The sequence below is a fragment of the bacterium genome (assembly GCA_014360495.1).
Taxonomy (GTDB): Bacteria; Armatimonadota; JACIXR01; order JACIXR01; family JACIXR01; genus JACIXR01.
In genome coordinates, this window is the sequence record JACIXR010000001.1 from 69,521 (window position 1) to 93,347 (window position 23,827).

The window sequence follows — 23,827 nt, forward strand, 5'->3', positions numbered from 1 at the left end:
CGCCCTTTTTCTTTTGATTTTCAAAAATTCCATCAAAGGAGGGATTTGCTTATGCCTTGGTATAACGAGAATTTCCACTCAACCACGGGCACTGCCCTGCGGGCAAGAGACCAAGCTCCCCTAAGCGGGATGTGCCCCATCTGCATCAAGGAGTGCCCTGTCCTCTGTGAGATCAGCAAGTCCGCCTTCCGAGGTAGGGAGGTCCTCTATCCCAGCCCTGAATACTTTGGGGATAGCACCGCCGCATCTAACAAGGATTATTACCTTGACTGGTCTCATCTCCAAATTATGGTAGATGTGAGAGGTGCGAAAGGGATAGAGCCTGACCCCGACAAAGCCATCTTCCCCAATGTGGATGTCTCAACGGTTGTCGGTGGCGTGCCTCATAAAGTGCCCGTCCTTATTGCAGCTCTTGGCTCAACTGCTGTCGCTAAGAGGAATTGGGACAGCCTCGCTATCGGAGCCGCTATCTCTGGCGTAATCCAGACCGTAGGAGAGAATGTTTGCGGTATGGACCCCGAGTCAAAGTATGAGAACGGCAAGGTTGTAGATTCCCCTGATATGAGGTACAGGGTGGAGACATATAGGAAGTTCTGGGATGGCAAGCACGGCGATATAGTAGTGCAGACGAATGTTGAGGATATTAGAGCGGGAGTTGACCTATATGTCATAAAGGAGCTCGGGGTGAACATAATTGAGAGGAAATGGGGGCAGGGTGCGAAGGCGATTGGAGGAGAGGTTAGGCTTTACAGCTTAGAGGATGCGCTTAGGTTGAAGAGGAGAGGCTATGTCGTCATTCCAGACCCCGAAGACAAGGGCGTGCAGGAAGCGTTTAAAATGGGCGTCTTCAAGACATTTGAACGCCACAGCAGAGTGGGAATGCCCGAAGAGCGCTCATTCGTTGAGGATATTGAATGGTTGCGCCAACAGGGAGCGAAGAAGGTATTTCTGAAGACGGGTGCCTACAATCCTGCCGTCGTTGCCTTCACTCTCAAGTGCGCCTCAATGGCTAAGATTGACCTCGTGACCTTTGATGGCGGTGGAGGCGGGACGGGAATGAGCCCAGTTCCAATGATGCAGGAATGCTCCACACCCACTCTCTATCTCATTGCTCAAGTGCTTGAGGGATTGCAAATCCTGAAGAAGAAGGGCAAATATGTTCCCGACATAGCCTTCGCTGGTGGATTCGTGAACGAGACGCAGATATTCAAGGCTATCGCTTTGAGCAATTTCGGAGATGGTCCCTTCATAAAGGCTATATCTATGGCTCGCGCACCCATTACCGCCGCTATGAAGGCGACCTACTTCGCTGAAGCATTGAAGGATGGCAAGGTGCCTACGAGCTTCATTCAGCAGTACGGTTCCTCGCCTGAGACTTGGTTCATCACCTATGAAGAGCTGAAGGAGAAGTATGGCGATGCTGTTGGGAAGGAGATACCTTGGGGAGCTGTAGGTGTATACACCTATTTCTCCGAGAGGTTGAAGGTAGGGCTTCAGCAGTTGCTTGCGGGATGCAGGAAGTTCAGGTTGGATTTGATAGACCGCAGTGACCTTGCATCCTTGACCGAGCGGGCGAGGGATGTGTTGGGCATACCGATGTGCCACGAATACGATAGGGAGGCATTTGAGGCTATATTAGATTTTTAGGGGAGGGGAAAATTTCGGTGGCTCTCCGACGGAGAGCCACCGCTTCTCAAATGCAAAAAATATTGCGAGCCCCCCTTACGGGGGGCTCGCATCTATGGGTCTAGGTTTTAAGTGCCAATTCCTTCCAAGGACATAAATTTTTATATGAGCCATTTTGCCCTTTTCGTTATTTTAAATCCACCCTTATACTATCATTTTATCTTCATTTTTTCAAAAACTTTACCCATGCCAGCAATCCCCATTTTTAAGAGTGAATTGTTTTCCAATTCTTTTTCTTAGAAACAGGATTCCACAGGCTCTCTGCCGAAGGCTTATTTCTGCTTTACCCTAGCCCGATAATTTATCTTAACCTCTCCATTTGCCGGAACCTTCACTTTGAACTCTATCGTCTGGAAATCCTTTTTCTCATAGGGATGACTTGACTTCAATATCTGCCAATCTCCCGTCAATTTCTCCACATCTATTATCTCCACATCCTCCTCTTTATGGTTTCTCAGGGAGATTTCCATCTCGTATTCAAAAACACCATCGGCGATTTGAATGTAATCCACTCGCTTTCTCTCCCCTTTCAAATCAAAGGCATCGCCAAGGTAGAGCCTAAATTTCTCATCCTTGGGGGTGTGGTCAATTTGGTCTTCGCCTACAAATTGCAATGAGCCGTCTTGGTCAGCTTTGTAAACCCTAACGATTCCCTTGGGAAGGGGAATCCCCAGATTGTTATCCTTTGTGTTCTCTATTTCAATCTTCACTTGAATCTTCTCCCGGCTGGCATATTCTGGTGATGGGGATATCCACCAAAATGCCTGATAGGATGGCATCTCAAACAGAAAAATCTTTTTCACTTTTATCTGCGGCGCCTCAATGAAGCTTATCTGTTTAGTCTCGTTTTCCTTCAATGTGGTGGGATAGCGCAGAGTATAGAGATGATATTCAAACAATGGTTTCTCCGTGAAGCCTATTCCTCTTGCTGATAACCCCGCCATTTTGGGAGCCTCTTCTCTATAAAGAGGGGAAGGAGTTATCCTTCTCACATCACCAGCTATGAGCTTGAGCTTTGCGTTTTCGTATGTAGTCCCGCTTGTGTTAGTCACGGTCACCCAGCCATTGAAATCCGCTCTATCGTCAGTTTGATTGATTACCGCGACATAGTCCGCCCTCCAACTCAAGCCCTCTGTGATATAGGAAAGCTCAACTGTATGTTTTCCCTCTTTCTCGCAGATTATGTCCCAGACGAGCTCGGGCTTGGAGATGAGCCCTTCGGGAAGGGAGGGGAGCTCAACTTGTCCGGAGGGATTGAGGACGATTCCATCCTTCGTTTGGATGACCGTTCCTCCAGTAGTTGATAGCAGTGTCCCCTCAATGAGCTTTTCCTTTCCATCATGGAATTGACGCACTCTTATTTGCTTCCCGATATACTTGGATAGGAGCTTTTGGGGATTTATGAGGTCGTATTCATAGTTCTGCTCTTTGATGACTACAGCTTCTGGAGCGGTGAGGGATTTGAAATGGACTGTTGCTGGGTCTATGAGTGCGGGTATATCGCTAACCTTGACGATGCTTTCCCCCTTCTTCAACTCCATAACCCTCACATCCTTCACCAAGCCGAAGTTTTGATTGTAAACCGTCAACTCCAACTCCCTTGTAAAAGCGAGGATAGTGAGAAGGGGCAAAAGGAAAACAAAAAATCTTCTCATAAAACATCTCCTCCTTTTTATCTTAGATTTTTTGGTGAGGGGAAAAGTTTCTCTCCGTAGATATGAGGATTTTTATTTTCTTCTAAAAAGAACCTCCAGCTCTCCATTGAGATGGAGGGCAAGGGGGTTGGGATGATGATTGCAGATTATAACGGTTTGTTTCGGGTCATTTCCTCTTGGTTTGGTATATTGGTAGCTTATCTTATCAGGAGGGGAGGGGTCGTTCGGGCAATGGAGAAGGGTAGGGGTTTTCAGATAGAGCGGAAGGAGCTGGGATAGATTATCGGGGTAATCACCGGTGCCCTCTTTGTATCTTTCCAACGCTTTTCCCAATTCCTTGAGGTTTGCTTTGCATTTCTGGAGTTTAACTGCCTGCTCCAACTTCCTTTGGAAACGCTTGTCACCTGCCATCTTCAGGACGAACATAGTGTAAAGGAGGGCTATGAAGAGGATGAGGATAGCTGCTACCGAGCAGGAGAAGTTAATCAACCGCCAGGTAGGGCGCCTATCCCTTTTGAAGGACATTGAAAAAGACCTTAATTAGTGAAGCTTGTAACGGGAGCTTGAATTCTCCCCTTTCTCCTGACGAAAGCATCCGAGCGGAAAGAGCTGACGGGAATAATGGGTGCTTTTCCGAGGAGCCCACCGAAATCCACCCATTCCCCAGCCTTCTTTCCTATTACGGGGATTATCCTCACTCCCACGGTTTTGTTATTCATCATTCCGATAGCCATTTCATCGGCGATTATGCCGGCGATTGTCTCAACCGGTGTATCGCCGGGAATGGCTACCATATCCAAGCCAACGGAGCAAACGGCTGTCATAGCTTGCAATTTCTCTAAACTCAAGCTTCCCCTCTCTGCTGCCCTCGCCATTCCCGCGTCCTCAGACAATGGAATGAAGGTGCCCGACATCCCTCCAACGGAGGAGGAGGCGAAGAGCCCTCCCTTCTTCACTGCATCGGTGAGGAGGGCGATGGCGGCAAGGGAGCCAGGGGCTCCGCATTCCTCCAAGCCCATTGCTTGGAGGATATCCGCTATGCTATCCCCTTCCTCGGGTGTAGGGGCGAGGGAGAGGTCAACTATCCCGAAGGGAACGCCCAATTTGGCGGATATCTCCCTTCCCACCAGCTCTCCCACTCTCGTTATCTTGAAAGCGGTTCTCTTGATTTCCTCCGTGAGCTCGTTGAAGCTGGCGTCCTTCAATCTGGAGAGGGCGGACCTAACCGTTCCCGGTCCAGATATAGCGACATTTATCGCCGATTCTCCCTCCCCAACTCCGTGGAATCCACCAGCCATAAAGGGATTGTCCTCGGGGGCATTGCAGTAGATTACGAGCTTGGCACAGGCGACAGAATCTCGCTCGGCGGATAGCTCGGCGGTTTCCTTAAGCTTCTCCGCCATCAGAAGGATAGCCTCCATATTCAAACCGCTTTTCGTGGAGGCTACATTCACGGAGGAGCAGACCCTTTCCAATTTGGCGAGAGCCTTTGGGATGCTGTTCATCAAAGCGATGTCGCAGGGCGTGCATCCCTTATGCACGAGGGCGCCGAAGCCGCCTATGTAATCAATCCCCAAATCCTTGCCTGCTCTATCAAGAGCTTCAGCTATGGGGAAAAGGTCATCTTCCTCATTAGCTCGAGCTATGAGGGCGATTGGCGTGACAGTTATCCGTGTATTGGCGATGGGGATATCGTATTTGCTTGACACTTCCTCTACAGTGGCTTTCAAATTTTTCGCTTTTCCCGTTATTTTCTTGTAGATATTCTCCGCGAGCGCCTCAATGGAATCCCCCTTTACATCCAAAAGACTTATCCCCATCGTTACTGTGCGGATATCCAGATGTTCCATCCGAATCATTCGGATGGTTTCCAATATTTCCTGTGGTGAAATGGGCATCCTTTGTCTCTCCTATCTAAATTCTATGCATATAATTGAAGATGTTCTCGTGTTGAACGATGGCTTGAAGCCCCATCTCCTTCGCTTTAGCTTCAATCTCCCCCCTCAGGGTTGAGAGGTCTACATCGGCTTGGGAGATATCCACCAGCATTATCATCGCAAATAGGTCCTGCATAATCGTTTGGCTGATATCAAGGATGTTGACATTATGCTTAGCGAGGATTGAGGAGATATTTGCGACGATTCCGACCCTGTCCTTACCTATTACCGTTACGACCGCTCTTTCCATTGTTATAGGTCCTTTAAATGGAGGGGATTGCCGAATTTATCAAGGGAGAAGACCTCGTGGAAGGGCTTCCTCGGTCTTTGAGCTGGCTTCTCCGCTGGTACCCCAAGGGGTGTTAGGGCGATGACCTTCAGATTAGCGGGAATTTCCAGAACCTCTTTTACCGCGTCTTCATCAAATGCGCCTATCCAACAAGTCCCATAACCAAGAGCTGTTGCGGCGAGGACGAGATTCTGCATAGCAATGGCTACATCAACCATATACCACTTTTCGCTCACCTCGGGGAGACCGATTCCGCAGATGATACAATCCGCATCAGCCATCCAGGTCTGCCCGTGGCAGGCACGGCTCAAAGCAAGCTTCCTATCAGGCTCCCTTACAACTACGAAGTGCCAAGGCTGCCGATTCGCTGCCGAGGGAGCCGACCTTGCCGCTTCCAATATCTTTGCCAAGTCCTCCCAAGGTATCTCTTTTTTCTCGTACTTCCTTATGCTCCTTCTCTGGAAGAAGATGTCAAGACTGTTGCTCACTTTGCTCTCCTCCTTCTTTTAGAGTTTGTTGAACGAAATTCATTTGGAGATTCGCCAGCAGTTCCTTGAAGCTCTTTATCTCCTCCCAACCCAACTTTCCCTCCAGCTTCTGCACTAAAATATCAATGCAGTCTATCGCTACCCTCGCTTGTTCCATATCCTTTTCGGGCTTGTTTGTTATAGGGTTAACTACTAAACCCATCCAGCGCCAAGCGTTTTCGGAGAGCGTTATAATAAAAGCTTTCAAAATCTCCCAAATGTTGGGAAGCTGGACTTCTTTTTCCTCTGCCATATCATCTGCACCTCTTGAATAGATTTTCTGCATTGTAAAGTGAGCATTCCTTTATATATTCTAATGGAAGATTGAGAAGAGAGGCAAGTTTCTCAGCGATATGTATAAGAAAAGCAGGCTCGTTCGTTTTCCCTCTATGAGGTTGAGGGGCGAGGTAGGGGGAATCGGTCTCCAAAAGTAACCTATCCACGGGGAGATATTTCAGCGTATCCAGCATTGAGGAGCGAGGATAGGTGATATTTCCCGCTACCCCGATATAATAACCCCTATCAATAGCTTCTATAAGCTCTCCTTTCGTTCCCTCAAAGCAGTGAAGGACGACTTTCAAATCGGGAAATTCCTTCAAGATGGAGAGCACTTCCTTAACTGCTCCACGGGAGTGGACAATGACTGGTAGGGATTTGCGTTTTGCGAGGTCAAGGTGAAAGATAAAGGATTCCACCTGTTTATTGCGAGGGGAGAGGAAGCGATAGAAATCCAAGCCGGTTTCCCCGATGGCGCGGACCTCTTCAGATTCGCTAAGGGATTCAATTCTTTTAAAATCTATTTCCCTGAGGTGAGCGGTATCGTGGGGATGGATTCCCACTGCTACGGGGAAGCGGTAGTGATTCATTTGGAGGGCTTTTTGGCTTGAGGGGATATCATAGCCGACGATGACGAGCCAGCGCACGCCGGCATCAAATGCTCTTTTAATGACCTCCTGTTCTATTCCTTTAAAGTCGGGATGTGAGAGGTGGCAGTGCGTATCAACCATCAGGATTAAGTATGAAGTAAGGAAATTTAAATGTCAATTAGAATTATGTGATGCAATGAAAAGATTAGGCAAAGAGATGTCGCGGTTTGGAGAGAAGGCTTTCGTCATAAGCGACCCATGTGGAAAGAGGAGAAAAGGACAATAAAAGAACCCAAAATCCATTAAGGTCCCTTAATTTGATTTGAAGTATCCGCAGACTACCCCTATCTTCATAATCTTACTTGCTCTTTCTCTTTCGGCGCCGATATTGGGTTTTGACTCCCTCATTGGGTTATCAAGGAAGGAAAATGTGGGAAGAAGGCATAGGATTGGAATGACGGTATTTTTACCGAAATATGTTATTGACAAATAGCGGTATTGCATATAATATATAATTTTGAAGAGGGCGAATAGCTCAGAGGGAGAGCGCTTGCTTCACAAGCAAGAGGTCGTAGGTTCAAGTCCTACTTCGCCCACCATTAAGCGGGCGTAGCTCAGTGGTAGAGCGTCAGCTCCCCGGGCTGAAGGTCGCGGGTCCGAATCCCGTCGCCCGCTCCAAGATGGCGGCGTAGCCAAGAGGTAAGGCAGCGGTCTGCAAAACCGCTAAGCCCCGGTTCGATTCCGGGCGCCGCCTCCAAAAGGGCGGGTGGTGGAACAGGTAGACACCGCGGACTTAAAATCCGCTGCCTCCCCGAGGCGTGTGGGTTCGAGTCCCACCCCGCCCACCAATCAAGAAATTCCCCCCTGTTTTAAAAAGTGAACTTGATGCTCAAGGATAATTAACCTCCCTATCTCTTTCTCTTCAGCCAATCCTTGACGGTTTTATAGTAGTAATAGTTAAGAAGAAAAGACACGGGTAAGCGACGGGAAAAGGAAATGGTGCGTCTGAGGAGGGGCAAGAAATTGCACATCTCCTTATAAGCCCACTCCAAACCTGCCTCCAATTCCTCCGGCGTCATATTCTTTGGGTAAAACACGCAGTGGTTTCCCGTGTATTTTGACCAATCCTTAGAAAATATCCTTCCCTCTTTTTCCATCCTCTCGTATAGAGCTGTTCCTGGCAATGGGGTTAGGATGGAAAATTGGGGAAGGTCTATTTTTTCGCGGTAGACGAAATCCACAGTCCGCTTGAATACATCTTTATCGTCGCTATCAAAACCGAAGATGAAGGCGCCAATTATCGCTATTCCCGCATCGTGTAATCTCCTTATAGCGCTTCTATATTCCTCAACGATATTGTGCTTCTTCCCCGCTTCCCTTAAAGCATCTTCAGAGATGCTCTCAAATCCGATGAACAATCCCCTGCATCCAGAACGAACAGCTAAACGCAGAAGCTCCTCATCCTTGGTCATATTTATTGAGCCTTGGGAGAGCCAGATTTTCCTTAAGGGAATGAGAGCTTTGAAGAGCTCCTTTGCATAATTTGGGTTTCCGAGGATATTATCATCAACGAATATAATGATTTTCCCTTCTAATTGTTCCACTTCCTTTACCACTTCTTCAACTGGACGTGTGCGATAAGTTCTTCCGAAAAAGCGAGTAACGGAGCAAAATTCGCAGTTATAGGGGCAACCTCGTGTGGTTTGGACAGTATAAAACACCGCGTATTTTTTGGGGTCTAAGAGGTCTCTTCGTGGAAAAGGGATACCCTGAAGGGAAGGGAATCCCTCACAACGATAGAACTTTTGGAGGTTTCCTTTTTTGGCATCTTCCAATAGCCTCGTCCAATAGCATTCCGCCTCGCCTATGCAAACAGCATCTGCATATTGGGCGCATTCCTCCGGCATCATTGAAGGATGTGCTCCTCCCATCACAACTTTAACACCCCTCTTTTTGAATTCCTTCGCTATTTCAAAGGCTCTTATAGCGGAGGCTGTATTGAAGCTTATCCCCACTAAGTCGGCGGGATATTCAAAATCTATATCCTCAATGGCTTCGTCAGTAAGCTTTATATCAATATCAGGCGGGGTCAATCCTGCTACCTGCAAAAGACCCAGGGGAGGAAAGAGGGATTTCCTTTCCTTTAATTCTTTCCTCTCATAATAATTTGGGTCAGGATGAACGAGGTAAAGCCTCATATTAAAAATTATACCACTTTAGGCAATGGTTTTTCTATTTTTGTATAATTCCATGGATTATTGGGTCTTGTTGAGAATTGGGCTTCCTGAAATGCCAAAAGCTTTGTTTGCCGCTTCTACTCCGAGAAGAGTTTGCCACGGCTTCCCTTCGGGAAGCCTCGCAATGACGAAGACAACGCTTAATCATTCATAAAAGTCAACTATCCGTAGCTTCTCACCGCAGAAGGCGCATCTGTTTCCCTTAAGATGTTTTTCCCTTACCCCCATCCCAAATCTAATTATCACCGCTTTTTTACAATTCGGGCAGAAAGTCGTTTCTCCCTCCTCATATAGGACATTCCCAGTGTAAACATAATCAAGCTTCTCCATAGCCAACTCCCTTGCGTGGATGAGGGTTGAAATTGGGGTAGGAGGGAGGGTCATACGAAAAGCAGGGAAATAGCGAGTAAAGTGGAGAGGAATTGACTTATCAATGCTGTAGAGCCAATCAATGAGGGCATTGAAATCCTCATCCTTATCGTTCAGGGTAGGAATGATGAGATTGGTAACTTCCACATGAACGCCGTTTTTCACAGCCATTTCTACTGTGCGGAGGACGGGAGCAAGCTTCCCCTTGGGTATTTTCCTATAAAATTCCTCGTTCATCGCCTTCACATCCACATTCATTGCATCTATATAGGGAAGAAGCTCAAGAAGAGGTTCCTCATTTATATAGCCGTTTGTAACGAGGACATTTTTTAAGCCTTCTTCTTTCGCTAAAATTGCGCAATCTCTAACGAATTCATACCAAATTAGAGGTTCATTGTAAGTATAGGCGATGCCGATATTCCTCTGTTCACTTTTAGCTATGGAGACGATTTCCTCTGGTGAGAAATACCGGGTGGGCGCTCTTTGTTGGGAAATCTGCCAGTTTTGGCAATTATCGCAGGAGAAATTACAGCCGAAGGTTCCAAGCGAGAGAATGTATGTGCCGGGGTAGAAATGGTAAAGGGGCTTTTTCTCTATTGGGTCAAGGGCGATGGAGGTCACTTCCCCATATACGAGGGAATAAAGTTTGCCGTCAATGTTTTGACGAGCTTTGCAGATTCCTATCTTGCCCTTATCCAAAAGGCAATTATGAGGGCAGAGGTGGCATTGGATTTTGCCCTCTCCCTTTTCTTCCCAAAATAGCGCTTCTTTCATTGGGGTTTCACCCGCTTTCCAATTTTGTGTTCCTCTCCTTGCAAGAGCCTTTCAACATTTGGTTTATGCCTGACGATTACAAGGATGGAGATGGCTATTGAAAGGAGGAAGAAGGGGAGAGGGGATTTATATATAGCCATTATTATGGGGAATAGGAAGGCAGCTGTGAGGGAGGCAAGGGAGACATAGCGGGTTAGGAGAACGACTATGAGCCAGGTTAAGAAAAGAATAAAAGCGACGGTTGGGGCGATACCGATGACTACTCCAAGTCCTGTTGCTACACCTCTTCCTCCGCGCAAGCCAACGAAGGGGGAGAAGATGTGTCCGAGGATTGATAGTATGCCAGCGAGAACTATAAAGATAGGAGGGAAATGGAGATTCCTCGCGATGAGGACGGGAATCAATCCCTTGGAGGCATCAAGGAAAAGAACCAAGATTCCCCAAGATGGTCCAGCCACTCTGATAACATTCGTTGTTCCTATGTTTCCGCTTCCCAACTTCCTGATATCTATGCCCAAGCGATATTTGCAGATGAGAAACCCAAAGGGAATGGAACCGAAAAGAAAGGAGAATAGGCAAAGGAAAAATTCTTTCATCTCATTTTCTCCTTTAATTTCATGGGAACCTTCTTCTTTTTTCGCAAGAGCAACTTTATAGGCGAACCCACAAGCGGGAATCTTACTCGCAAGCAATTTTCCAGATAGCGGAGATAGGATGCATCAGCTATGTCGGGAACGTTAACATAAAGACTCAAAGTTGGCGGTTTAACGCCGGCGTTCTCCACTTGATAAAGCTTGAGATACTTTCTACCTTCCGTAGCAGGGTGTTTCTCTACGGCTTCCTTCAGGATAGAAGCGACTTCCTCAATGGGAAGCTGGGTTGTGAAGTTTTGGTAAACCTCAAGGGACTTATTGAGCAAATCGTAGATACCTTCTTCTTTCAAGGCGGAGGTGAATACGACGGGGGCGTAATCCAAAAAAGGCATTTCCGTTCGCACCAATTTTATGAACTCCCTCTGTACCTTTTTATTGTGTCCTTCTCTTATTAAATCCCATTTATTGGCAACGATTATGCAGGCTTTATAAGCGTCCTGAATGTAGCCCGCAACCCTTTTATCCGCCCTCCTTACCCCGTAGGAGGCGTCCAAAACGAGGAAGGCGAGGTCCGTCCTTTGAATTGCCTTAAGGGAGCGAACGAGGGCGAAGTACTCCACCAAACTTTGGAGTTTGCTTTTCCTCTTTATTCCCGCTGTGTCTATGAGAAGGAAATCCCTTTCCATCCATTGGAAAGGGGTATCAATGGTATCCCTGGTAGTTCCCGGTGTCTTGTCAACTATCACTCTTTCCTCTTGTAAGATGGCATTTAAAAGGCTGGATTTTCCCACATTTGGGGCTCCCACTATCGCTATTTTTATCTGGTCTTCTCTGGGTAAGGGAGGGGTTTCCTCGGGAAGATAGGAGATTATCTTATCCAGGAGCTCACCTATTCCTTCCCCCTTCAAGGCGGAGATGTAGACTATATCCTGTCCCCCTAAGCTGTTCAAGTCCGCTTCCGTTATTTTCCAGCGCTTTCTTTTGACATCGCATTTATTCGCGACGATTATAACTGGTTTATTTTGCTTCCTCAATTTCTCAGCTATTTCCTCTTCGGAGACCGTGAGACCATCAACGACATCAACGACGAAGAGGATTACATCCGCTTCCTTTATCGCTTGTTCAACCTGTTTCATCACCTGCTCGGTCACGGAGTCAAGGAAAGGAGGAAACATACCGCCGGTATCTATGAGGGAGAAGAGGTTTCCCTGCCATTCACAAAGGGCATAAACTCTATCGCGTGTGACTCCTGGCTCACCCTCCACTATCGCCATTCTCCTGCCCACCAATCTATTGAAGAGGGTGGACTTTCCGACATTTACTCTTCCAACGATAGCAACAACACCATATTTCATCATTATAAAGGATAACGACGACGAGTAAAGAAGTCAATCTTGAGGGTTATCGGTGGGGGACTCTTCTCTGGCGGAGTAGCCTTCTCTTTTCAATATCCAATCCACTGCGTCTAAAAGGTCAAGGGCGAGTTTGTCATATTGGTAGGGGGAATTGAGGAAAAGGTGTAATTGTTCCTTGCCTCTACCCGTCAATACGAAGATGGAAAAGCAACCGGCTCTCTTCCCCGCCTCTATGTCGGATAGGGCATCGCCTATCATATATGATTTCCTCAAATCTATATCCCATTCCTCGGATGCCTTGAGGAGTAGACCCGGATTAGGTTTTCTGCAGGGGCAACCATCATTCGGCTTATGAGGGCAATAATAGATAGCATCTATTCTCCCGCCTTCCTTCTCTATTTCCTCCTTCATTCTTTGATTAATGTCGTCCACCGTTTCCTTCTTTACTATTCCCCTCCCCACCGAGGATTGGTTGGAGACAATGATTATGAGAAAATTGCTTTTTGCGAGCTTTGATAGAGCGAGCTTTGCAAAAGGATAAAAGATGAATTCATCCCAACTTTTCACATAATCGGGGCGATTGAGATTTATCACTCCATCCCTGTCAAGGAAGACCGCCCTCTTAGGCATTTCTTAGTTTTTTGTAAAATTCTATCGTTTCCTTTAAACCAGAATCGAAATCGTATTGAGGGCGCCAGCCGAGTTCCTTTTCCGCAAGGGAGCAATCCAAGGCTATATGCTTCACTTCTCCTTTTCTCTCCTCCGCGTAAATGGGTTCAATCTCTTCATCCAGAGCATCCTTTATCTTCCTGAAGACTTCGTTAACTGAAGTCCTCTGACCCGTTCCGATATTGAAGACCCCAACTGTCTCCGTCTTAAGGGCTATTATGTTCGCTGAGACAACATCCTTTATATAGACGAAATCCCTTGTCTGCTTGCCATCGCCGAAGATGATTGGTCTTTCCCCCTTCACCATCTTATCTGTGAAGATGGCGACGACTCCCGCCTCTCCCAGTGGATTTTGTCTTGGACCGTAAACATTGGCATAGCGGAGGGAAATATAGGGGAGGGAGAAATTTTGATGGAATACATAGAGATAATGTTCAATTGAGAGCTTGGCGGCGCCATAGGGGGATAGGGGAAGGGCGGGATGCTTTTCATCGGCGGGTATATAAAGGGGTTCGCCGTAGATGGCTCCACCCGTTGAGGCGAAGATGAACTTCTTGACTCCGTAATCAAGGGAGAGCTTTAGAAGGTTCAAGCTGCCCATGATATTGACATCTGCATCAAAGATGAAATCCTTGAGGGATTTGCGGACATCTATTTGGGCGGCGTGGTGATTGACGATTTCGGGCTTTTCTTTCTCAAAGATTTCCCTCAAGCCCTCCAAATCTCTTATATCCAGCTTGTAGAATTTAGCTTTTGGGTTGATGTTCTCCTCAAATCCTGTGGAGAGGTCATCCACGATTATTACGGAATGACCGAGTTCAATATAAGCATCGGCTATATGAGAAGCAATAAAACCTGCTCCGCCTGTTATAAGGATTTTCATAGAAAGAAATAATAAAGTGAAAGGGGGTTAAAGGCAAGAATTTTTTGCGGGGAGCGGCTTAAAGCCGCTCCCCGCAAACCGTCATAAGTTGTTTTCGTAAGCGGTTAGGACGAGGTCTCCACCTGCGGTTTTGGCGCGAATCTTTCTAATCGGCAGCCATTTCGCGTGTCCATCGGCGAAGAGGATGTTCGCTCCGCCAGTGTGGCGTGCCATGGCATCCTCGTCCTTCCCAAGGGCTCTAAGCGCGTCGTCTAAGGAAGCAAAGTTGTGTCCGCAGGGACCGTAGGGGCAGAGGTTGCCAGGATTTTGAGCGAAGACGATGGGAGCAACTGTGCCATCGCCAAGCGTTGCCGCGTGCCCGGGGGGTCCGCCACCGAAAATGCCTCTTGTGGAATCAGCTACCAATACGGTGTTGGGGACATCGCGCATAGCGGTCAGCTTTCCCGCCAAGCCATTGCAGGCGTACATAGTGCCTCCTCCAGCACATCTTATGCTTCCAAGAATGCCAATTGCAGCGCCATAGCTGATGAAGTTGCCCTGAGCAGGCATTCCGGGAAGGAGCTCTGTGCAGGAAGGACCGCCTCCACACTGCCCTCCTGGGTTAGTGAACCATGTCCAGGGGTTTGCAGCGGAGGGGCAGTGGAGGATAGAAGCGTTCTTGGTGTAGGGATAAATCGCAGCCCACCATTGTTTAGCGCCTGGGAGTATACAGCCTGGCATCGCAAGGGGGAGCGTCTCATCCCAGTCTTGGGCGTACATCAACATAGCTGTGCCCATCTGCTTCAAGTTAGAGAGACAGTTGGACTTACGAGCTTGTTCTCTAGCGCGACTGAAGACGGGGAATAGAATTGCCGCCAGGATCGCTATGATAGCGATCACGACGAGCAATTCTATCAAGGTGAAACCACGGCGCTTTACCATCTTTTTCACCTCCTTTCCTATTAAATTAGTTTAATCAATAATAACTATAACTTGCAAGCCGATTTTTTGTCAATAGTTTTTTAAAAACTTTTAATAAATTATTTTAAGAATTGCATTTTTTGACGCACGAAGGCTGGGAAGTTAAAATTTTTATTGCTATGAACGCCTTCTCGCTTATAGCGAAATCCCTTATCCTCATGGGAGGTTTCCTCCTCCTATCGGGCGTTATCATCCTCCTTCTCTCCACAACTGGCTGGAAATGGAAGCTCCTCCCGGGCGACATCTTTATTCAAAAGGATAACTTTACCTTTTTCTTCCCTATCACCACTTGCATTCTCCTCAGCGTTTTCCTAACTGCTCTCTTTTTCCTACTATCATTTCTCTTCAGGAGATGAATGAAAGTATCGGAGTTTATCTATGAATTGCCGCCCCATCTCATTGCCCAAGAAGGCATTGAACCGAGGGATTCCTCCCGCCTCCTTGTTTTAAATAGAAAAACAGGAGAGATAATCCATTTACCCGCTTTCAGGGAAATCGTCAATCTATTAAATCCCGGGGATTTGCTCGTCTTAAACGATACAGAGGTCATTCCAGCTAAGTTAAAGGGACGGAAAGACACGGGTGGAAAAGTAGAGGTCTTGATTTTAGAGGAAGACGAAAATAACATGTTTTCCGTTCTCCTTCGTCCAAGCAGGAGAATAGGTGTTGGCAGGAGAATAATTTTCTCTACTCCAAAAGGAGAGGAAATCTTCTGCGAGGTTGTTGGAAGGGAAAGGGGAATTTGGAAGCTTAAATTTCCCGAGGGCGTTTCTCCCTTCTCTCTTGGCGAGCTTCCCTTGCCACCCTATATTAAGAAACCATTGGAAGACCCTTCACGCTATCAAACCGTTTACGCAAAAAGAAAAGGTTCCCTTGCTGCTCCCACAGCTGGTCTCCATTTCACGCCTTCTCTCTTGGATGCTTTGAAGGAAAAGGGGGTGGAGATAGTTTACATAACTCTCAAGGTAGGTTTGGGGACCTTCAAACCCATTCGCACGGAGAATGTGGAGGAACATAAGATGGAGGAGGAGGAATTTGAGATAAGCGTAGAGTCAGCGGAGAAAATTAATAAAGCGAAAGAGGAAGGGCGGAGGGTAATAGCTGTAGGAACCACCGTTGTGCGGACTTTGGAAAGCGCCGAGGAAAATGGAAAGGTGATAGCGGGAAGACAGACCACTTCCCTTTTCATTTATCCAGGATATAAGTTCAAGATAATAGATGCTTTAATAACGAATTTTCATCTTCCTGCTTCAACGCCTCTTCTTCTGACCTGTGCCTTCGCTGGCAAGGAGCTAATTTTCAAGGCGTATGAGGAGGCTAAGAGGCTGGGATATAGATTTTTGAGTTTGGGCGATGCGATGTTCATAATTTAGGGCTTATTATGTTGACGAGAAGGTAAAATGAGTATAATTTTTAATTAAAAACTTATAAAAAGGTGATACCAAATGCGTAGTTTGAAGGATTGGTTTGATTATGTGGAGAAGCAAGCGAAGGAATTGGAGAAAAAGATAAAGAAGGAGGCGGAAGGCAAGGATACTTCTCAGCCTTCCCATCCGGAGAAGAAGGAAGGAAAGGGGATTGTATTTGACGAGATTTATATAGGTGGAAAAGAGGGTCCAAAGGGTGGAGGGGTGAGTTTCACATTGCCTGAGAAAGTGGAGCTAAAGGGGGTAGGGGAGGAAAAGGTGATTAAAGGTTATAAAAGGGCGAGGAAGGAAAGCAGAGAAGAGTTTCTTCAAAGGCTGCTTGACCCCGTTTTAACCTTGCGGGATGTTGCGCGCCTGCTCAATGTCTGTCCTATGACGGTTCGGAGGTACACGAATAAGGGACTATTGCCTTCTTTTAGAACTGCGGGAAATCAGAGAAGATTTCGTCTGTCGGATGTTCTGCGATTTATGGAAGAGAGAGGACTGCTGAAAGGAGGGGAGGAAAAATAAGGGGAATCTTCGCGAGAATTAGAGAAATCTTAAGAGGTGGAAGACCGAATGCTAAGCTTTTGAGCGAGGTTGAAGAGCTTTTATTGACCGCTGATGTAGGTGTTAAGATGACGGAGCAACTGCTTCCCTTGGTGCAGAATGGGGATTTTAGCGCTTTGAAGAGCAAAATAATAGAGATTCTCTCCCCTGCTTCTCCCTTGAGGGTTTTCCCCGAACCACCTACTGTTTATCTCTTCCTCGGAGTCAATGGGACGGGGAAAACGACCACGATTGCCAAGCTTGCCTATAGGTTAAAGAAGGAAGGGAAGGAATCTTTATTAGTAGCGGGGGATACTTTTAGAGCGGCGGCAGCAGAGCAGTTGGAGGAATGGGGAAGAAGGATTGGGGTGGATGTGATAAAGCAAAAGGAGGGCGCGGACCCCGCTGCGGTAGTTTTTGATGCGATTTCCGCTGGAAAGGCAAGGGGGATTCCCTTCATCTTAATAGATACAGCGGGACGCCTTCACACGAAGAACCATCTACTTGAGGAAATGAAGAAAATAAACAGGGTGATAGAGAGACAACTGGGGAGAAAGCCCGATGAGAGTTTATTAGTTCTTGATGCCACAATTGGACAGAACGCGATTCAGCAGGCAAGGGCTTTCTTGGAAGCCTGTGATGTGACGGGAATAGTTCTCTGTAAATATGATGGAACGGCGAAGGGGGGAGCGATTATACCCATTAAGCAAGAATTGGGAATTCCGATAAAACTTCTCGGAGTGGGAGAGAAGTTGGAGGATTTGGTGGATTTCGACCCCGTCGCCTTCACAGAAGCCTTATTCAGTTAGGGAAAAAGGGATAGTTTCCCTAACAGCTTTCAAAACATCCTCAACTTCTATTTTCTTCATACAGGTCAATTCGGGACAGGAGGTTCTTCTCCTATCCCATAAGCAGGGGCGGCAATCCAAATTGGCAAAAACGGGACGAAATCTCTCATCTTTGGGAAGCACTTCCTCCTCGTCGGAGGGACCAAACAAGGCGACGAGGGGTTTTCCACGAGCAACCGCTAAATGCATCGCGGATGAATCAAGGCAAATGAGGAGTGAACTCCTTTCTATCAATGCGGCGAGCTTGAAGATGTCGGGGGGAAAGGCAAAATGGATTCCGGGCATCTTCATCTCTTCCTCCATCTCTCTATCGTCAGGTCCAAGGGAAACAAGGATTTCGTAGCCTTCTTCCTTCAAAATTCTCATTAATTCCTTCCATTTGTTATTTTCCCACCTTCTATCAATTCCCCTTTTGATGCTCATCTTCCCGATTCCTGGGTGAATCAGAATAAACCCATTTTTAAAGCCTGCTTCAGAGAGAAACTTGTCCGCCCATTCCTTCGCTTCCTCCGGGATTTCAAGGCTGGGCAAGGAGGGCGACTCCTCTATCCCCAAAGCCTTCGCCAATCTGAAATGAACGAAAGCCATGTAATCGTTCCTCGTTCCATCGGCATTTTTCGTGTTGAGGAAGGACAACTTGCTTTGTTTATAGCCAATCCTCTCGCTTGCCCCGCTTAAAAAGAGCATGAGGGGAATAAAAGGTGATGTCCCTGATGCCAGAGCGATATCGGGCTTCAAATATCTTATATAGGATAAGAAACGAAGAAGCTCGCTCCAACTTAATCTCCCCTTAACATCCAAGGGGATTATTTCGTCCGCTTCTCCTTTTAAAACGGAGATGCTTCGTGGTTCTCCCACAACTGCTAAATAGGCATAGGGAAATCTCTTCCTCAAAGCCCTCAAGGTGGGAAGGAAGAGGATTTCATCGCCTATCCCTCCAAAATTCATAGCTAAAACACTTCTCACTTCTCTTGGCTTCCCAACGATTAAGGAAGCGGCGAGCCAGAATAGCATTTGTGGTTGAGGGCGATACCAAATCGTGTCAACTAAGCCGTGAAATAATGGGGCTATGCAAGCGGAGATGGCGCCTATGAGCAAAATCGCTGTGCTTGTATCTTCTCCTGAGATGCGTTTAATCCCCCGGGAGAAAAGGACATAAAGCATAGCGAGAAAGACAATTAATCCCAGGATTCCATTCTCTATCGCAACTTGCAGGAAGATGTTATAGGAGGCAAGGGAATTGAAGCGGGGACGCATATAGAAGGCATAGACTCTCCGGAATGTATCGTTTCCCGGACCAATGCCTATCAGCCAATTATCCTTGAACATCTGCAGGGATGACTGCCAAATCGTGAACCTCGTAACATTTGAGGTATGCCCCCAGATTGAGAAAATCGTTTTTATCCTTCCCTTGAGGGTTGGGGAAGCTATGACGATGAGGGAGGAAAACATGACAAATAAGACGAGAAGGAGAGCGATGGCGAGGCGCGCTTTTGTCTTTCCCTTTTGCCAAGCGAGACGAAGAAAGAGAAGGAAGAATACGAGGATGGAAGCGAAAAAGCCGATGTAGGCGCCCCTTGAATATGTCCAGAGCAACGCTAGAAGAGAGGAGACAAAGGATAGGGCGAGAAGTGGTCTTCTCCAGTCGCGCCTAATTATGAGAAGGCTTAGACAAAGAGGAATCACGCCTATCAAGTATCCGCCCAAAAGATTGGGATTCCTCAATGTGGAATAAACCCTCACGACATTACCCCCCATTGCCTCTACATCTTCCCAAAGGGCGAGGGGAGCAACCCCGATAATCTCTTGCCATACTCCGTAGAGGGAGACGATTAAGGCTGAGAGGGAGACGATGAAAACAGCCCTTTCCTTTCTCCCTCTTGTGTCGAAATTTGAAAGAAAGAGGAAATAGGCGGTGAGATAGACGAGGAGCTTAGCGAATCCCTTTAGGGAGGGTGTGAAGAATGGAGATAGACCTGTGGAAAGGAGGGAGATGCCAAGCCAGAGGAGAAAGAGGAAGGAGAAGAGGTCCATTTTGGGGGTCCATTCCTCTCTTTTGGTGAGTCCTTTAGCTATCCATAGGATGAGGGAGAGGAAGGTAAGGAGGGCGATTTTGCCCGAGGAGATGAAGGGCATGAGGAAGAGGAGGAGAAGGAGGGAAAGCTGGAGGAGAGGGTCAATCCATCCCGCTACAAAAGATGTTCTGGCGTAGGGCTGAAGATATTTCCTCAGTAAGCCGCCAGATTTTTTTAGGGCATTGTAGATGAAACTCTTCTCCCAAAGGGAGAGGCTTTCCATTTAAAGCACCCTAATTCCCGCTACTTGCCCTTTAACATCTATCATTCTTCCTTCTAAATCTATGGGGGTTCCCACTTTCAATTTTGTTCCCACTATAATGCCATCGCTCCTCACATATCCCTGTGCTTGGAGGACGAAGAGGATATCCACGGTATAAGGCTCGGATGGGCTGGGAATGAGCTTGTATCCACCGTTTCCCGTTGGGACGACGGCTTGGCGGGGAGTGAATTTCACATCCTTCACAACGACCCAATCAAAAGGTTGATTTTTAACTTTTATAAAGAGCTTTTCCCCTGGCTTCACGCAGTTCAAATCCGTCAAGGGGAAAGCTTTCACTATTGCATCTATCTCTATCTTCCTCAATTGCCCCTCGGCAGATACAAGGGGATGCTTTCCCGCTTTCTGCAAAAAGACGAAAACGAGGAAAGCGACGATTAAAATCAACGCCAAAAGGTCTATTGGATTGATGAATTTTCTTCTCATCTTTTGACCTCCTTTTGAAAATCAATTATAAGATTTTTTGGAAAATAGTCCAAATCGGTGGTTCAATTTTAGAACATTTGAGACTCCTAAGGAGAATTTTCCATATTGCTTTACTATAAACTCCAAAGGGGAATCGTTCTTTGCCGCTTCCACTCCTATTAATTCCGATATCTTTTTAAATTCATCTTCACATAATCATTTAGAAGAGTTAAAATAGAGAAAAATCTTCAAGGGGGTATATGAATGAGAAGATTGTTTCCGCTTTTGTTCTTTCTTGCTGTGGCTTTCTCACAGCCGAAATATTCCGCCTGGCTGATGGAAAAGCCAGCCACGATAGATGGGGATTTGTCGGAATATCTGGATAAGCCCTTTATCTTCCTTGTCCAAGGTTCAATCCCCAATTACCTGTGGAGGGGTCCTCAAGATGCGGGAGCCAAGATTTGGCTTTCTTGGGACAAGGATTTCCTTTATGTTTCCGGGGAGGTCTTGGATGATATACTTGCTCAAAACGCCGAACCTTGGCAGGAAAGCCTGCAAATTTATCTCGCTCCCTCTCTTGAGCTCACCTATTCCGCTATTGAGAAGAAGCTTTACACATTTAAAGACCGAACTTTTCTCCCCGAGAGCCCACCCTTCGCTGTCAAATCCCTCAACGGTTCCTATCAGTTTGAAATCTCCATTCCCTGGAGCCTATTGGAGCTGACGCCAGCTGAGGGGCTTTCCTTCAAGTTCAATGCAGTGCTCAATGATACTGACATCTCTGGATATAGAGGGTATATCGCCTGGTCTGAGGGGTGGAAGGAGGGAATGGGAATAGCAAGGGAAGGGGCTCAGTTTGGTGATGTAATCCTGGCAGCTCAGCCTGCTCCGCCCTACCAAACCGCTATCATTTTCGCGCCCACACCCATCTTCATAGGCGATGAAGAGATGGACATCCCCCTTTGGTTGCTTAGCAGTTCGGATGTTAGAGGGAGGTTAGAATTCGTCTTTAAGAAGGATAGCGAGATACTGCTTGAAAAAGACCAGGATATAGAAGTTAAGGCGGGTTTCAATCCTCTGTTCGTCCATTGGGATGGGAGAGGGAAGCCGGAGGGGACATACATAGCAACCGCTAAGCTGGAGACTGCAGAAGGGGTGATGGAGGTTAGCACACAGGTAAATAAGTATGATTTAGAGAAGGAAATCTCTACTTTGGAAAAGGAAGTTGATAGGATGGGGAAGGCTTTGGAGGAGGCGAGGAAGGTAAGAAGTTGGCAGGACGCTGTTATGGTTTTGCAGGGTTCAGCATGGCAATCTCATGCTTTGGATTTTATTTCTGTTTTGAAGAGGAAAGTGGAGGAAACGAAGAATCCCGACCCGGATGCGGTTATATTAGCGAGAATTTTCCTTTGGGAAAGCAGGGATTACATCCCTACATTTGAGGCAAGTTCTGCTTTAATAAGGCGGGATTATGCATCCCCAGCCATGCTTAAGTTTCCAACCCTTCGCCTTCCTTCTTCCCAGGAACTCTCTTATCTATGGGAATTTGAGAAATGGCAGACAGGTGGCTCTTTTGAAAGATTGACTTTAGTTTACGCTAATTTGCCGATAGCTTCCATATCCCTTTGGACTCATCCAGATTCCTCTCTGCTGGGAGGGCGAAGGGACGAGATTTTAGCGAGATGGAGGGAGAATTTACAGATACCGGAGGAAATTTCAGGGAATGGCTGGCAGGGCTGGGCGACTGCTTCGGGAGAGGTTTTGGCTCAGGCAGGAAACAACCTATGGCTAGCACAAGCGCTGAGCAAGGATGTCGCCATTTACCTCATAAATTCCGCAATTGCTTCCCAGCAAATCGGGAGAATAGAGGACCTTATGCCTCCTCTGCAACCCAATATACTCGTTGAGGACATATCCAAAGCCATAGGCTTCAATTTTCCAGAAGCAGGCTTCTATGCAAGCAAGGACGATAAGGAATCCCTTGCCCTTGCTCAATCCCTCGTTCAGAAGTTGGGAGGGAAATTGATAAGATTAGAGGAGGTTAATCGTTATAAGGATGTAGTGATCGTCGGGCTGCCCGCTCTACGGCAATTGATAGGGAACTTCAAGATGCCGGCTCCGGATAAGGAAGCTTATATCCTCTCACGCTACATCTGGGGCAAGAATGTGCTCATATTGGTGGGGAAGGAGAAGGGAAGCACGACGCCCGCGGTTGAAGTTTTGCAGGATATGGTTGATTATCTAAGGGACAAGAAGATGTTGGTTGGGGATGTCCAAGCTTTCACGAATCTCTCTACAGGAAAGCTTTCTCCCCAGCAAATCGTCCTTACCGCTATGGGTTCCCTTAGCGATTTCATCGCCATCTCCGATAAAGGGACAAGGGTGGGAGCGAAGCAAGCAATTTGGGATGTTAGCGAGAGGGGATGGAAGATAACGGTAATCCCTGGGGAGACATTTTCTATTTCCTCTGGAGAAATTGTGAGTTTAGGAGCGATTGAGAGCATAAAGGCAAGCGAGGATGTGAGGGAGCTCGTTTTGGCTATACATGAGGCGGGTGGAATGGCAATTGGTGGTAATGTTGAGGGAGTGGAATTTGATGCTTATTTAATGGGCAAGGCAAAGATGGGGAAGCCTATTGTTGCGGGAACCTATGGGGAGTATTCCTCTCCTCTGAGGACGATTGTGTTCAGCGATTGCGAGGGGATTTACGATATTTTAACGTCAATAAAGAGGGGAGATTGTATTGCTTTTTCTCCAACGGAGAAATTCGGAGAGGAGAGATTGAAGAGATTAATAGATATTCTGTTAGATGAGAGGAGATTTTTAGTGGGTAGGTTTAGCGAAAGGGCAAGGAGCAAAGCCCTTGCCCTTTCGCCCTGAAATTGAGGCTATAAAACAGACTTTATAGCCTCTATTGCCTGCTCCGTCGTCATATTGCGGATGTCAACACCAACATGCTTGTTCTTGTCGAAGTTAGTTGCTTCAAAGGCCTCCCTGAACAACTTCCTCTGCATATCGGGGTCGCAACCCGCGACGACGAGCTTCTCAACATCGTCCATACCCTTCAGGAAAACTTCCCAGAAGACATCGCCGTCGGAGGCGCAAAGCTGAGGATGAAGAGCAACGAAATCCACCAGCTTCTGACGCCTTAATGTATTGAGAACCTCAAAGATGTTCATTTGCTGGAACGAAGGGCAGGTGCCTTGACAAACGCAGAGGATAACGCCTTTCTTTGCCATTTAAATCACCTCCTTTCTATTTTTCCGTATCGCCGTAGTAGGAGATAGCCTCTTGCGGGCATATCTTCTGGCATCCTCGGCAGAACTCCACGCAGGCGAGGGGATTCACAACTTCTGGCTTATCCCCATCGGTGCTGAAAACTCCGTGAGGGCAGAAGTTGGCACAGGCGAAACAACCTATGCACTTCTCGTAGTCAATCACGGGAAACCAAGTTTGCGCCATTT

At 47.0% G+C, this 23,827-nt stretch carries 25 protein-coding genes and 4 tRNA genes; 10 read left to right on the forward strand and 19 right to left on the reverse strand.

Annotated elements, in window-relative coordinates; all coding sequences use genetic code 11:
• Nucleotides 1-51: 51 nt before the first annotated feature.
• Nucleotides 52-1,647, forward strand: coding sequence for an FMN-binding glutamate synthase family protein (locus H5T88_00265; GenBank protein ID MBC7328773.1), 1,596 nt, complete (start codon nucleotides 52-54; stop codon nucleotides 1,645-1,647).
• A 311-nt stretch (nucleotides 1,648-1,958) separates the two neighbouring features.
• Here the strand turns inward: H5T88_00265 and H5T88_00270 are convergent, their stop codons facing one another.
• The 8 genes from H5T88_00270 to H5T88_00305 form a co-directional block, all read right to left on the reverse strand.
• The gene (locus tag H5T88_00270) at nucleotides 1,959-3,341 is read right to left on the reverse strand and encodes a hypothetical protein (protein ID MBC7328774.1); all 1,383 of its coding nucleotides are present in this window, start codon (nucleotides 3,339-3,341) and stop codon (nucleotides 1,959-1,961) included.
• Between the two features lie 72 nt (nucleotides 3,342-3,413).
• Complete coding sequence (locus H5T88_00275; GenBank protein ID MBC7328775.1) at nucleotides 3,414-3,866, reverse strand: hypothetical protein; 453 nt, start codon at nucleotides 3,864-3,866, stop codon at nucleotides 3,414-3,416.
• Nucleotides 3,867-3,877: 11 nt separating this feature from the next.
• Complete coding sequence (locus tag H5T88_00280) at nucleotides 3,878-5,239, reverse strand: PFL family protein (GenBank protein MBC7328776.1); 1,362 nt, start codon at nucleotides 5,237-5,239, stop codon at nucleotides 3,878-3,880.
• A gap of 16 nt (nucleotides 5,240-5,255) precedes the next feature.
• Entirely contained in the window at nucleotides 5,256-5,528 is a 273-nt protein-coding gene (locus H5T88_00285; protein MBC7328777.1) for an ACT domain-containing protein, read from the reverse strand.
• A 2-nt stretch (nucleotides 5,529-5,530) separates the two neighbouring features.
• A complete protein-coding gene (locus H5T88_00290) occupies nucleotides 5,531-6,037 on the reverse strand; it encodes a nitroreductase family protein (GenBank protein MBC7328778.1) in 507 nt (168 codons plus the stop codon).
• Between the two features lies 1 nt (nucleotide 6,038).
• Nucleotides 6,039-6,347, reverse strand: a complete 309-nt coding sequence (locus H5T88_00295; GenBank protein MBC7328779.1) for a DUF1844 domain-containing protein — start codon at nucleotides 6,345-6,347, stop codon at nucleotides 6,039-6,041.
• 1 nt (nucleotide 6,348) lies between these two features.
• The gene (locus H5T88_00300; GenBank protein MBC7328780.1) at nucleotides 6,349-7,101 is read right to left on the reverse strand and encodes a TatD family hydrolase; all 753 of its coding nucleotides are present in this window, start codon (nucleotides 7,099-7,101) and stop codon (nucleotides 6,349-6,351) included.
• 171 nt (nucleotides 7,102-7,272) lie between these two features.
• The gene (locus tag H5T88_00305; GenBank protein MBC7328781.1) at nucleotides 7,273-7,464 is read right to left on the reverse strand and encodes a hypothetical protein; all 192 of its coding nucleotides are present in this window, start codon (nucleotides 7,462-7,464) and stop codon (nucleotides 7,273-7,275) included.
• A 20-nt stretch (nucleotides 7,465-7,484) separates the two neighbouring features.
• Here H5T88_00305 and H5T88_00310 point away from each other — a divergent pair.
• From H5T88_00310 to H5T88_00325, 4 genes are all read left to right on the forward strand, one after another.
• Nucleotides 7,485-7,559 (forward strand) — tRNA-Val (locus H5T88_00310).
• A gap of 4 nt (nucleotides 7,560-7,563) precedes the next feature.
• Nucleotides 7,564-7,638: transfer RNA gene (locus H5T88_00315), tRNA-Gly, on the forward strand.
• A 4-nt stretch (nucleotides 7,639-7,642) separates the two neighbouring features.
• A tRNA-Cys gene (locus tag H5T88_00320) sits at nucleotides 7,643-7,717 on the forward strand.
• A gap of 3 nt (nucleotides 7,718-7,720) precedes the next feature.
• A tRNA-Leu gene (locus H5T88_00325) sits at nucleotides 7,721-7,808 on the forward strand.
• A gap of 60 nt (nucleotides 7,809-7,868) precedes the next feature.
• Here H5T88_00325 and H5T88_00330 read toward each other — a convergent pair.
• From H5T88_00330 to H5T88_00360, 7 genes are all read right to left on the reverse strand, one after another.
• On the reverse strand, nucleotides 7,869-9,158 hold the full coding sequence (locus H5T88_00330; protein MBC7328782.1) for a B12-binding domain-containing radical SAM protein: 1,290 nt from the start codon (nucleotides 9,156-9,158) through the stop codon (nucleotides 7,869-7,871).
• 183 nt (nucleotides 9,159-9,341) lie between these two features.
• Nucleotides 9,342-10,340: an AmmeMemoRadiSam system radical SAM enzyme gene (gene amrS / locus H5T88_00335; protein ID MBC7328783.1), complete on the reverse strand. Its 999-nt coding sequence runs from the start codon at nucleotides 10,338-10,340 to the stop codon at nucleotides 9,342-9,344.
• Nucleotides 10,337-10,936, reverse strand: coding sequence for a glycerol-3-phosphate 1-O-acyltransferase PlsY (plsY, locus tag H5T88_00340; protein MBC7328784.1), 600 nt, complete (start codon nucleotides 10,934-10,936; stop codon nucleotides 10,337-10,339). The genes amrS and plsY overlap by 4 nt, the downstream gene beginning before the upstream one ends.
• Nucleotides 10,933-12,288 (reverse strand): ribosome biogenesis GTPase Der, encoded by a 1,356-nt coding sequence (gene der, locus H5T88_00345; GenBank protein ID MBC7328785.1) that lies wholly within the window; start codon nucleotides 12,286-12,288, stop codon nucleotides 10,933-10,935. The genes plsY and der overlap by 4 nt, the downstream gene beginning before the upstream one ends.
• 33 nt (nucleotides 12,289-12,321) lie before the next feature.
• Nucleotides 12,322-12,918 (reverse strand): D-glycero-beta-D-manno-heptose 1,7-bisphosphate 7-phosphatase, encoded by a 597-nt coding sequence (gmhB, locus tag H5T88_00350; protein ID MBC7328786.1) that lies wholly within the window; start codon nucleotides 12,916-12,918, stop codon nucleotides 12,322-12,324.
• Complete coding sequence (locus H5T88_00355; GenBank protein MBC7328787.1) at nucleotides 12,911-13,840, reverse strand: SDR family oxidoreductase; 930 nt, start codon at nucleotides 13,838-13,840, stop codon at nucleotides 12,911-12,913. Before H5T88_00355 ends, gmhB begins: the two co-directional genes overlap by 8 nt.
• An 81-nt stretch (nucleotides 13,841-13,921) precedes the next feature.
• Entirely contained in the window at nucleotides 13,922-14,761 is an 840-nt protein-coding gene (locus H5T88_00360) for a DUF1559 domain-containing protein (protein ID MBC7328788.1), read from the reverse strand.
• A gap of 158 nt (nucleotides 14,762-14,919) precedes the next feature.
• Between H5T88_00360 and H5T88_00365 the strand changes: the two genes are divergently transcribed.
• The 4 genes from H5T88_00365 to ftsY all read left to right on the forward strand — a co-directional run bounded on the left by H5T88_00365 (nucleotide 14,920) and on the right by ftsY (nucleotide 17,564).
• Nucleotides 14,920-15,156 (forward strand): DUF2905 domain-containing protein, encoded by a 237-nt coding sequence (locus tag H5T88_00365; protein ID MBC7328789.1) that lies wholly within the window; start codon nucleotides 14,920-14,922, stop codon nucleotides 15,154-15,156.
• Nucleotides 15,157-16,173 (forward strand): tRNA preQ1(34) S-adenosylmethionine ribosyltransferase-isomerase QueA, encoded by a 1,017-nt coding sequence (queA, locus tag H5T88_00370; protein ID MBC7328790.1) that lies wholly within the window; start codon nucleotides 15,157-15,159, stop codon nucleotides 16,171-16,173.
• Nucleotides 16,174-16,245: 72 nt separating this feature from the next.
• Nucleotides 16,246-16,737 carry a helix-turn-helix domain-containing protein gene (locus H5T88_00375; GenBank protein ID MBC7328791.1) on the forward strand — a complete coding sequence of 164 codons (492 nt, stop codon included), beginning with the start codon at nucleotides 16,246-16,248 and terminating at the stop codon, nucleotides 16,735-16,737.
• On the forward strand, nucleotides 16,692-17,564 hold the full coding sequence (ftsY, locus tag H5T88_00380; protein ID MBC7328792.1) for a signal recognition particle-docking protein FtsY: 873 nt from the start codon (nucleotides 16,692-16,694) through the stop codon (nucleotides 17,562-17,564). The genes H5T88_00375 and ftsY overlap by 46 nt, the downstream gene beginning before the upstream one ends.
• On the opposite strand, the gene H5T88_00385 is transcribed toward ftsY, so the two are convergent.
• Together H5T88_00385 and H5T88_00390 are read right to left on the reverse strand one after the other, a co-directional pair.
• Nucleotides 17,553-19,901 carry an O-antigen ligase family protein gene (locus H5T88_00385; protein MBC7328793.1) on the reverse strand — a complete coding sequence of 783 codons (2,349 nt, stop codon included), beginning with the start codon at nucleotides 19,899-19,901 and terminating at the stop codon, nucleotides 17,553-17,555. The two genes, ftsY and H5T88_00385, sit on opposite strands and share 12 nt — an antisense overlap.
• Entirely contained in the window at nucleotides 19,902-20,384 is a 483-nt protein-coding gene (locus tag H5T88_00390; GenBank protein ID MBC7328794.1) for a DUF4330 domain-containing protein, read from the reverse strand.
• Nucleotides 20,385-20,627: 243 nt separating this feature from the next.
• Here H5T88_00390 and H5T88_00395 point away from each other — a divergent pair, with 243 nt between their 5' ends.
• Nucleotides 20,628-23,243 carry a hypothetical protein gene (locus tag H5T88_00395; GenBank protein MBC7328795.1) on the forward strand — a complete coding sequence of 872 codons (2,616 nt, stop codon included), beginning with the start codon at nucleotides 20,628-20,630 and terminating at the stop codon, nucleotides 23,241-23,243.
• A gap of 8 nt (nucleotides 23,244-23,251) precedes the next feature.
• Here the strand turns inward: H5T88_00395 and H5T88_00400 are convergent, their stop codons facing one another.
• Both H5T88_00400 and H5T88_00405 read right to left on the reverse strand, forming a co-directional pair.
• Entirely contained in the window at nucleotides 23,252-23,602 is a 351-nt protein-coding gene (locus tag H5T88_00400) for a heterodisulfide reductase subunit A-like protein (protein ID MBC7328796.1), read from the reverse strand.
• Nucleotides 23,603-23,618: 16 nt separating this feature from the next.
• The gene (locus H5T88_00405) at nucleotides 23,619-23,825 is read right to left on the reverse strand and encodes a 4Fe-4S binding protein (protein MBC7328797.1); all 207 of its coding nucleotides are present in this window, start codon (nucleotides 23,823-23,825) and stop codon (nucleotides 23,619-23,621) included.
• Between the last annotated feature and the right edge of the window lie 2 nt (nucleotides 23,826-23,827).

What these genes read in the sequence shown, in the direction of transcription:
- H5T88_00265 (MBC7328773.1), top strand. Translation starts at nt 52, where the DNA reads ATGCCTTGGTATAACGAGAATTTCCACTCAACCACGGGCACTGCCCTG.
- H5T88_00270 (MBC7328774.1), bottom strand. Translation starts at nt 3,341, where the DNA reads ATGAGAAGATTTTTTGTTTTCCTTTTGCCCCTTCTCACTATCCTCGCT.
- H5T88_00275 (MBC7328775.1), bottom strand. Translation starts at nt 3,866, where the DNA reads ATGTCCTTCAAAAGGGATAGGCGCCCTACCTGGCGGTTGATTAACTTC.
- H5T88_00280 (MBC7328776.1), bottom strand. Translation starts at nt 5,239, where the DNA reads ATGCCCATTTCACCACAGGAAATATTGGAAACCATCCGAATGATTCGG.
- H5T88_00285 (MBC7328777.1), bottom strand. Translation starts at nt 5,528, where the DNA reads ATGGAAAGAGCGGTCGTAACGGTAATAGGTAAGGACAGGGTCGGAATC.
- H5T88_00295 (MBC7328779.1), bottom strand. Translation starts at nt 6,347, where the DNA reads ATGGCAGAGGAAAAAGAAGTCCAGCTTCCCAACATTTGGGAGATTTTG.
- H5T88_00300 (MBC7328780.1), bottom strand. Translation starts at nt 7,101, where the DNA reads ATGGTTGATACGCACTGCCACCTCTCACATCCCGACTTTAAAGGAATA.
- H5T88_00305 (MBC7328781.1), bottom strand. Translation starts at nt 7,464, where the DNA reads ATGCAATACCGCTATTTGTCAATAACATATTTCGGTAAAAATACCGTC.
- H5T88_00330 (MBC7328782.1), bottom strand. Translation starts at nt 9,158, where the DNA reads ATGAGGCTTTACCTCGTTCATCCTGACCCAAATTATTATGAGAGGAAA.
- amrS (MBC7328783.1), bottom strand. Translation starts at nt 10,340, where the DNA reads ATGAAAGAAGCGCTATTTTGGGAAGAAAAGGGAGAGGGCAAAATCCAA.
- plsY (MBC7328784.1), bottom strand. Translation starts at nt 10,936, where the DNA reads ATGAAAGAATTTTTCCTTTGCCTATTCTCCTTTCTTTTCGGTTCCATT.
- der (MBC7328785.1), bottom strand. Translation starts at nt 12,288, where the DNA reads ATGAAATATGGTGTTGTTGCTATCGTTGGAAGAGTAAATGTCGGAAAG.
- gmhB (MBC7328786.1), bottom strand. Translation starts at nt 12,918, where the DNA reads ATGCCTAAGAGGGCGGTCTTCCTTGACAGGGATGGAGTGATAAATCTC.
- H5T88_00355 (MBC7328787.1), bottom strand. Translation starts at nt 13,840, where the DNA reads ATGAAAATCCTTATAACAGGCGGAGCAGGTTTTATTGCTTCTCATATA.
- H5T88_00360 (MBC7328788.1), bottom strand. Translation starts at nt 14,761, where the DNA reads ATGGTAAAGCGCCGTGGTTTCACCTTGATAGAATTGCTCGTCGTGATC.
- H5T88_00365 (MBC7328789.1), top strand. Translation starts at nt 14,920, where the DNA reads ATGAACGCCTTCTCGCTTATAGCGAAATCCCTTATCCTCATGGGAGGT.
- queA (MBC7328790.1), top strand. Translation starts at nt 15,157, where the DNA reads ATGAAAGTATCGGAGTTTATCTATGAATTGCCGCCCCATCTCATTGCC.
- H5T88_00375 (MBC7328791.1), top strand. Translation starts at nt 16,246, where the DNA reads ATGCGTAGTTTGAAGGATTGGTTTGATTATGTGGAGAAGCAAGCGAAG.
- H5T88_00385 (MBC7328793.1), bottom strand. Translation starts at nt 19,901, where the DNA reads ATGGAAAGCCTCTCCCTTTGGGAGAAGAGTTTCATCTACAATGCCCTA.
- H5T88_00390 (MBC7328794.1), bottom strand. Translation starts at nt 20,384, where the DNA reads ATGAGAAGAAAATTCATCAATCCAATAGACCTTTTGGCGTTGATTTTA.
- H5T88_00395 (MBC7328795.1), top strand. Translation starts at nt 20,628, where the DNA reads ATGAGAAGATTGTTTCCGCTTTTGTTCTTTCTTGCTGTGGCTTTCTCA.
- H5T88_00400 (MBC7328796.1), bottom strand. Translation starts at nt 23,602, where the DNA reads ATGGCAAAGAAAGGCGTTATCCTCTGCGTTTGTCAAGGCACCTGCCCT.
- H5T88_00405 (MBC7328797.1), bottom strand. Translation starts at nt 23,825, where the DNA reads ATGGCGCAAACTTGGTTTCCCGTGATTGACTACGAGAAGTGCATAGGT.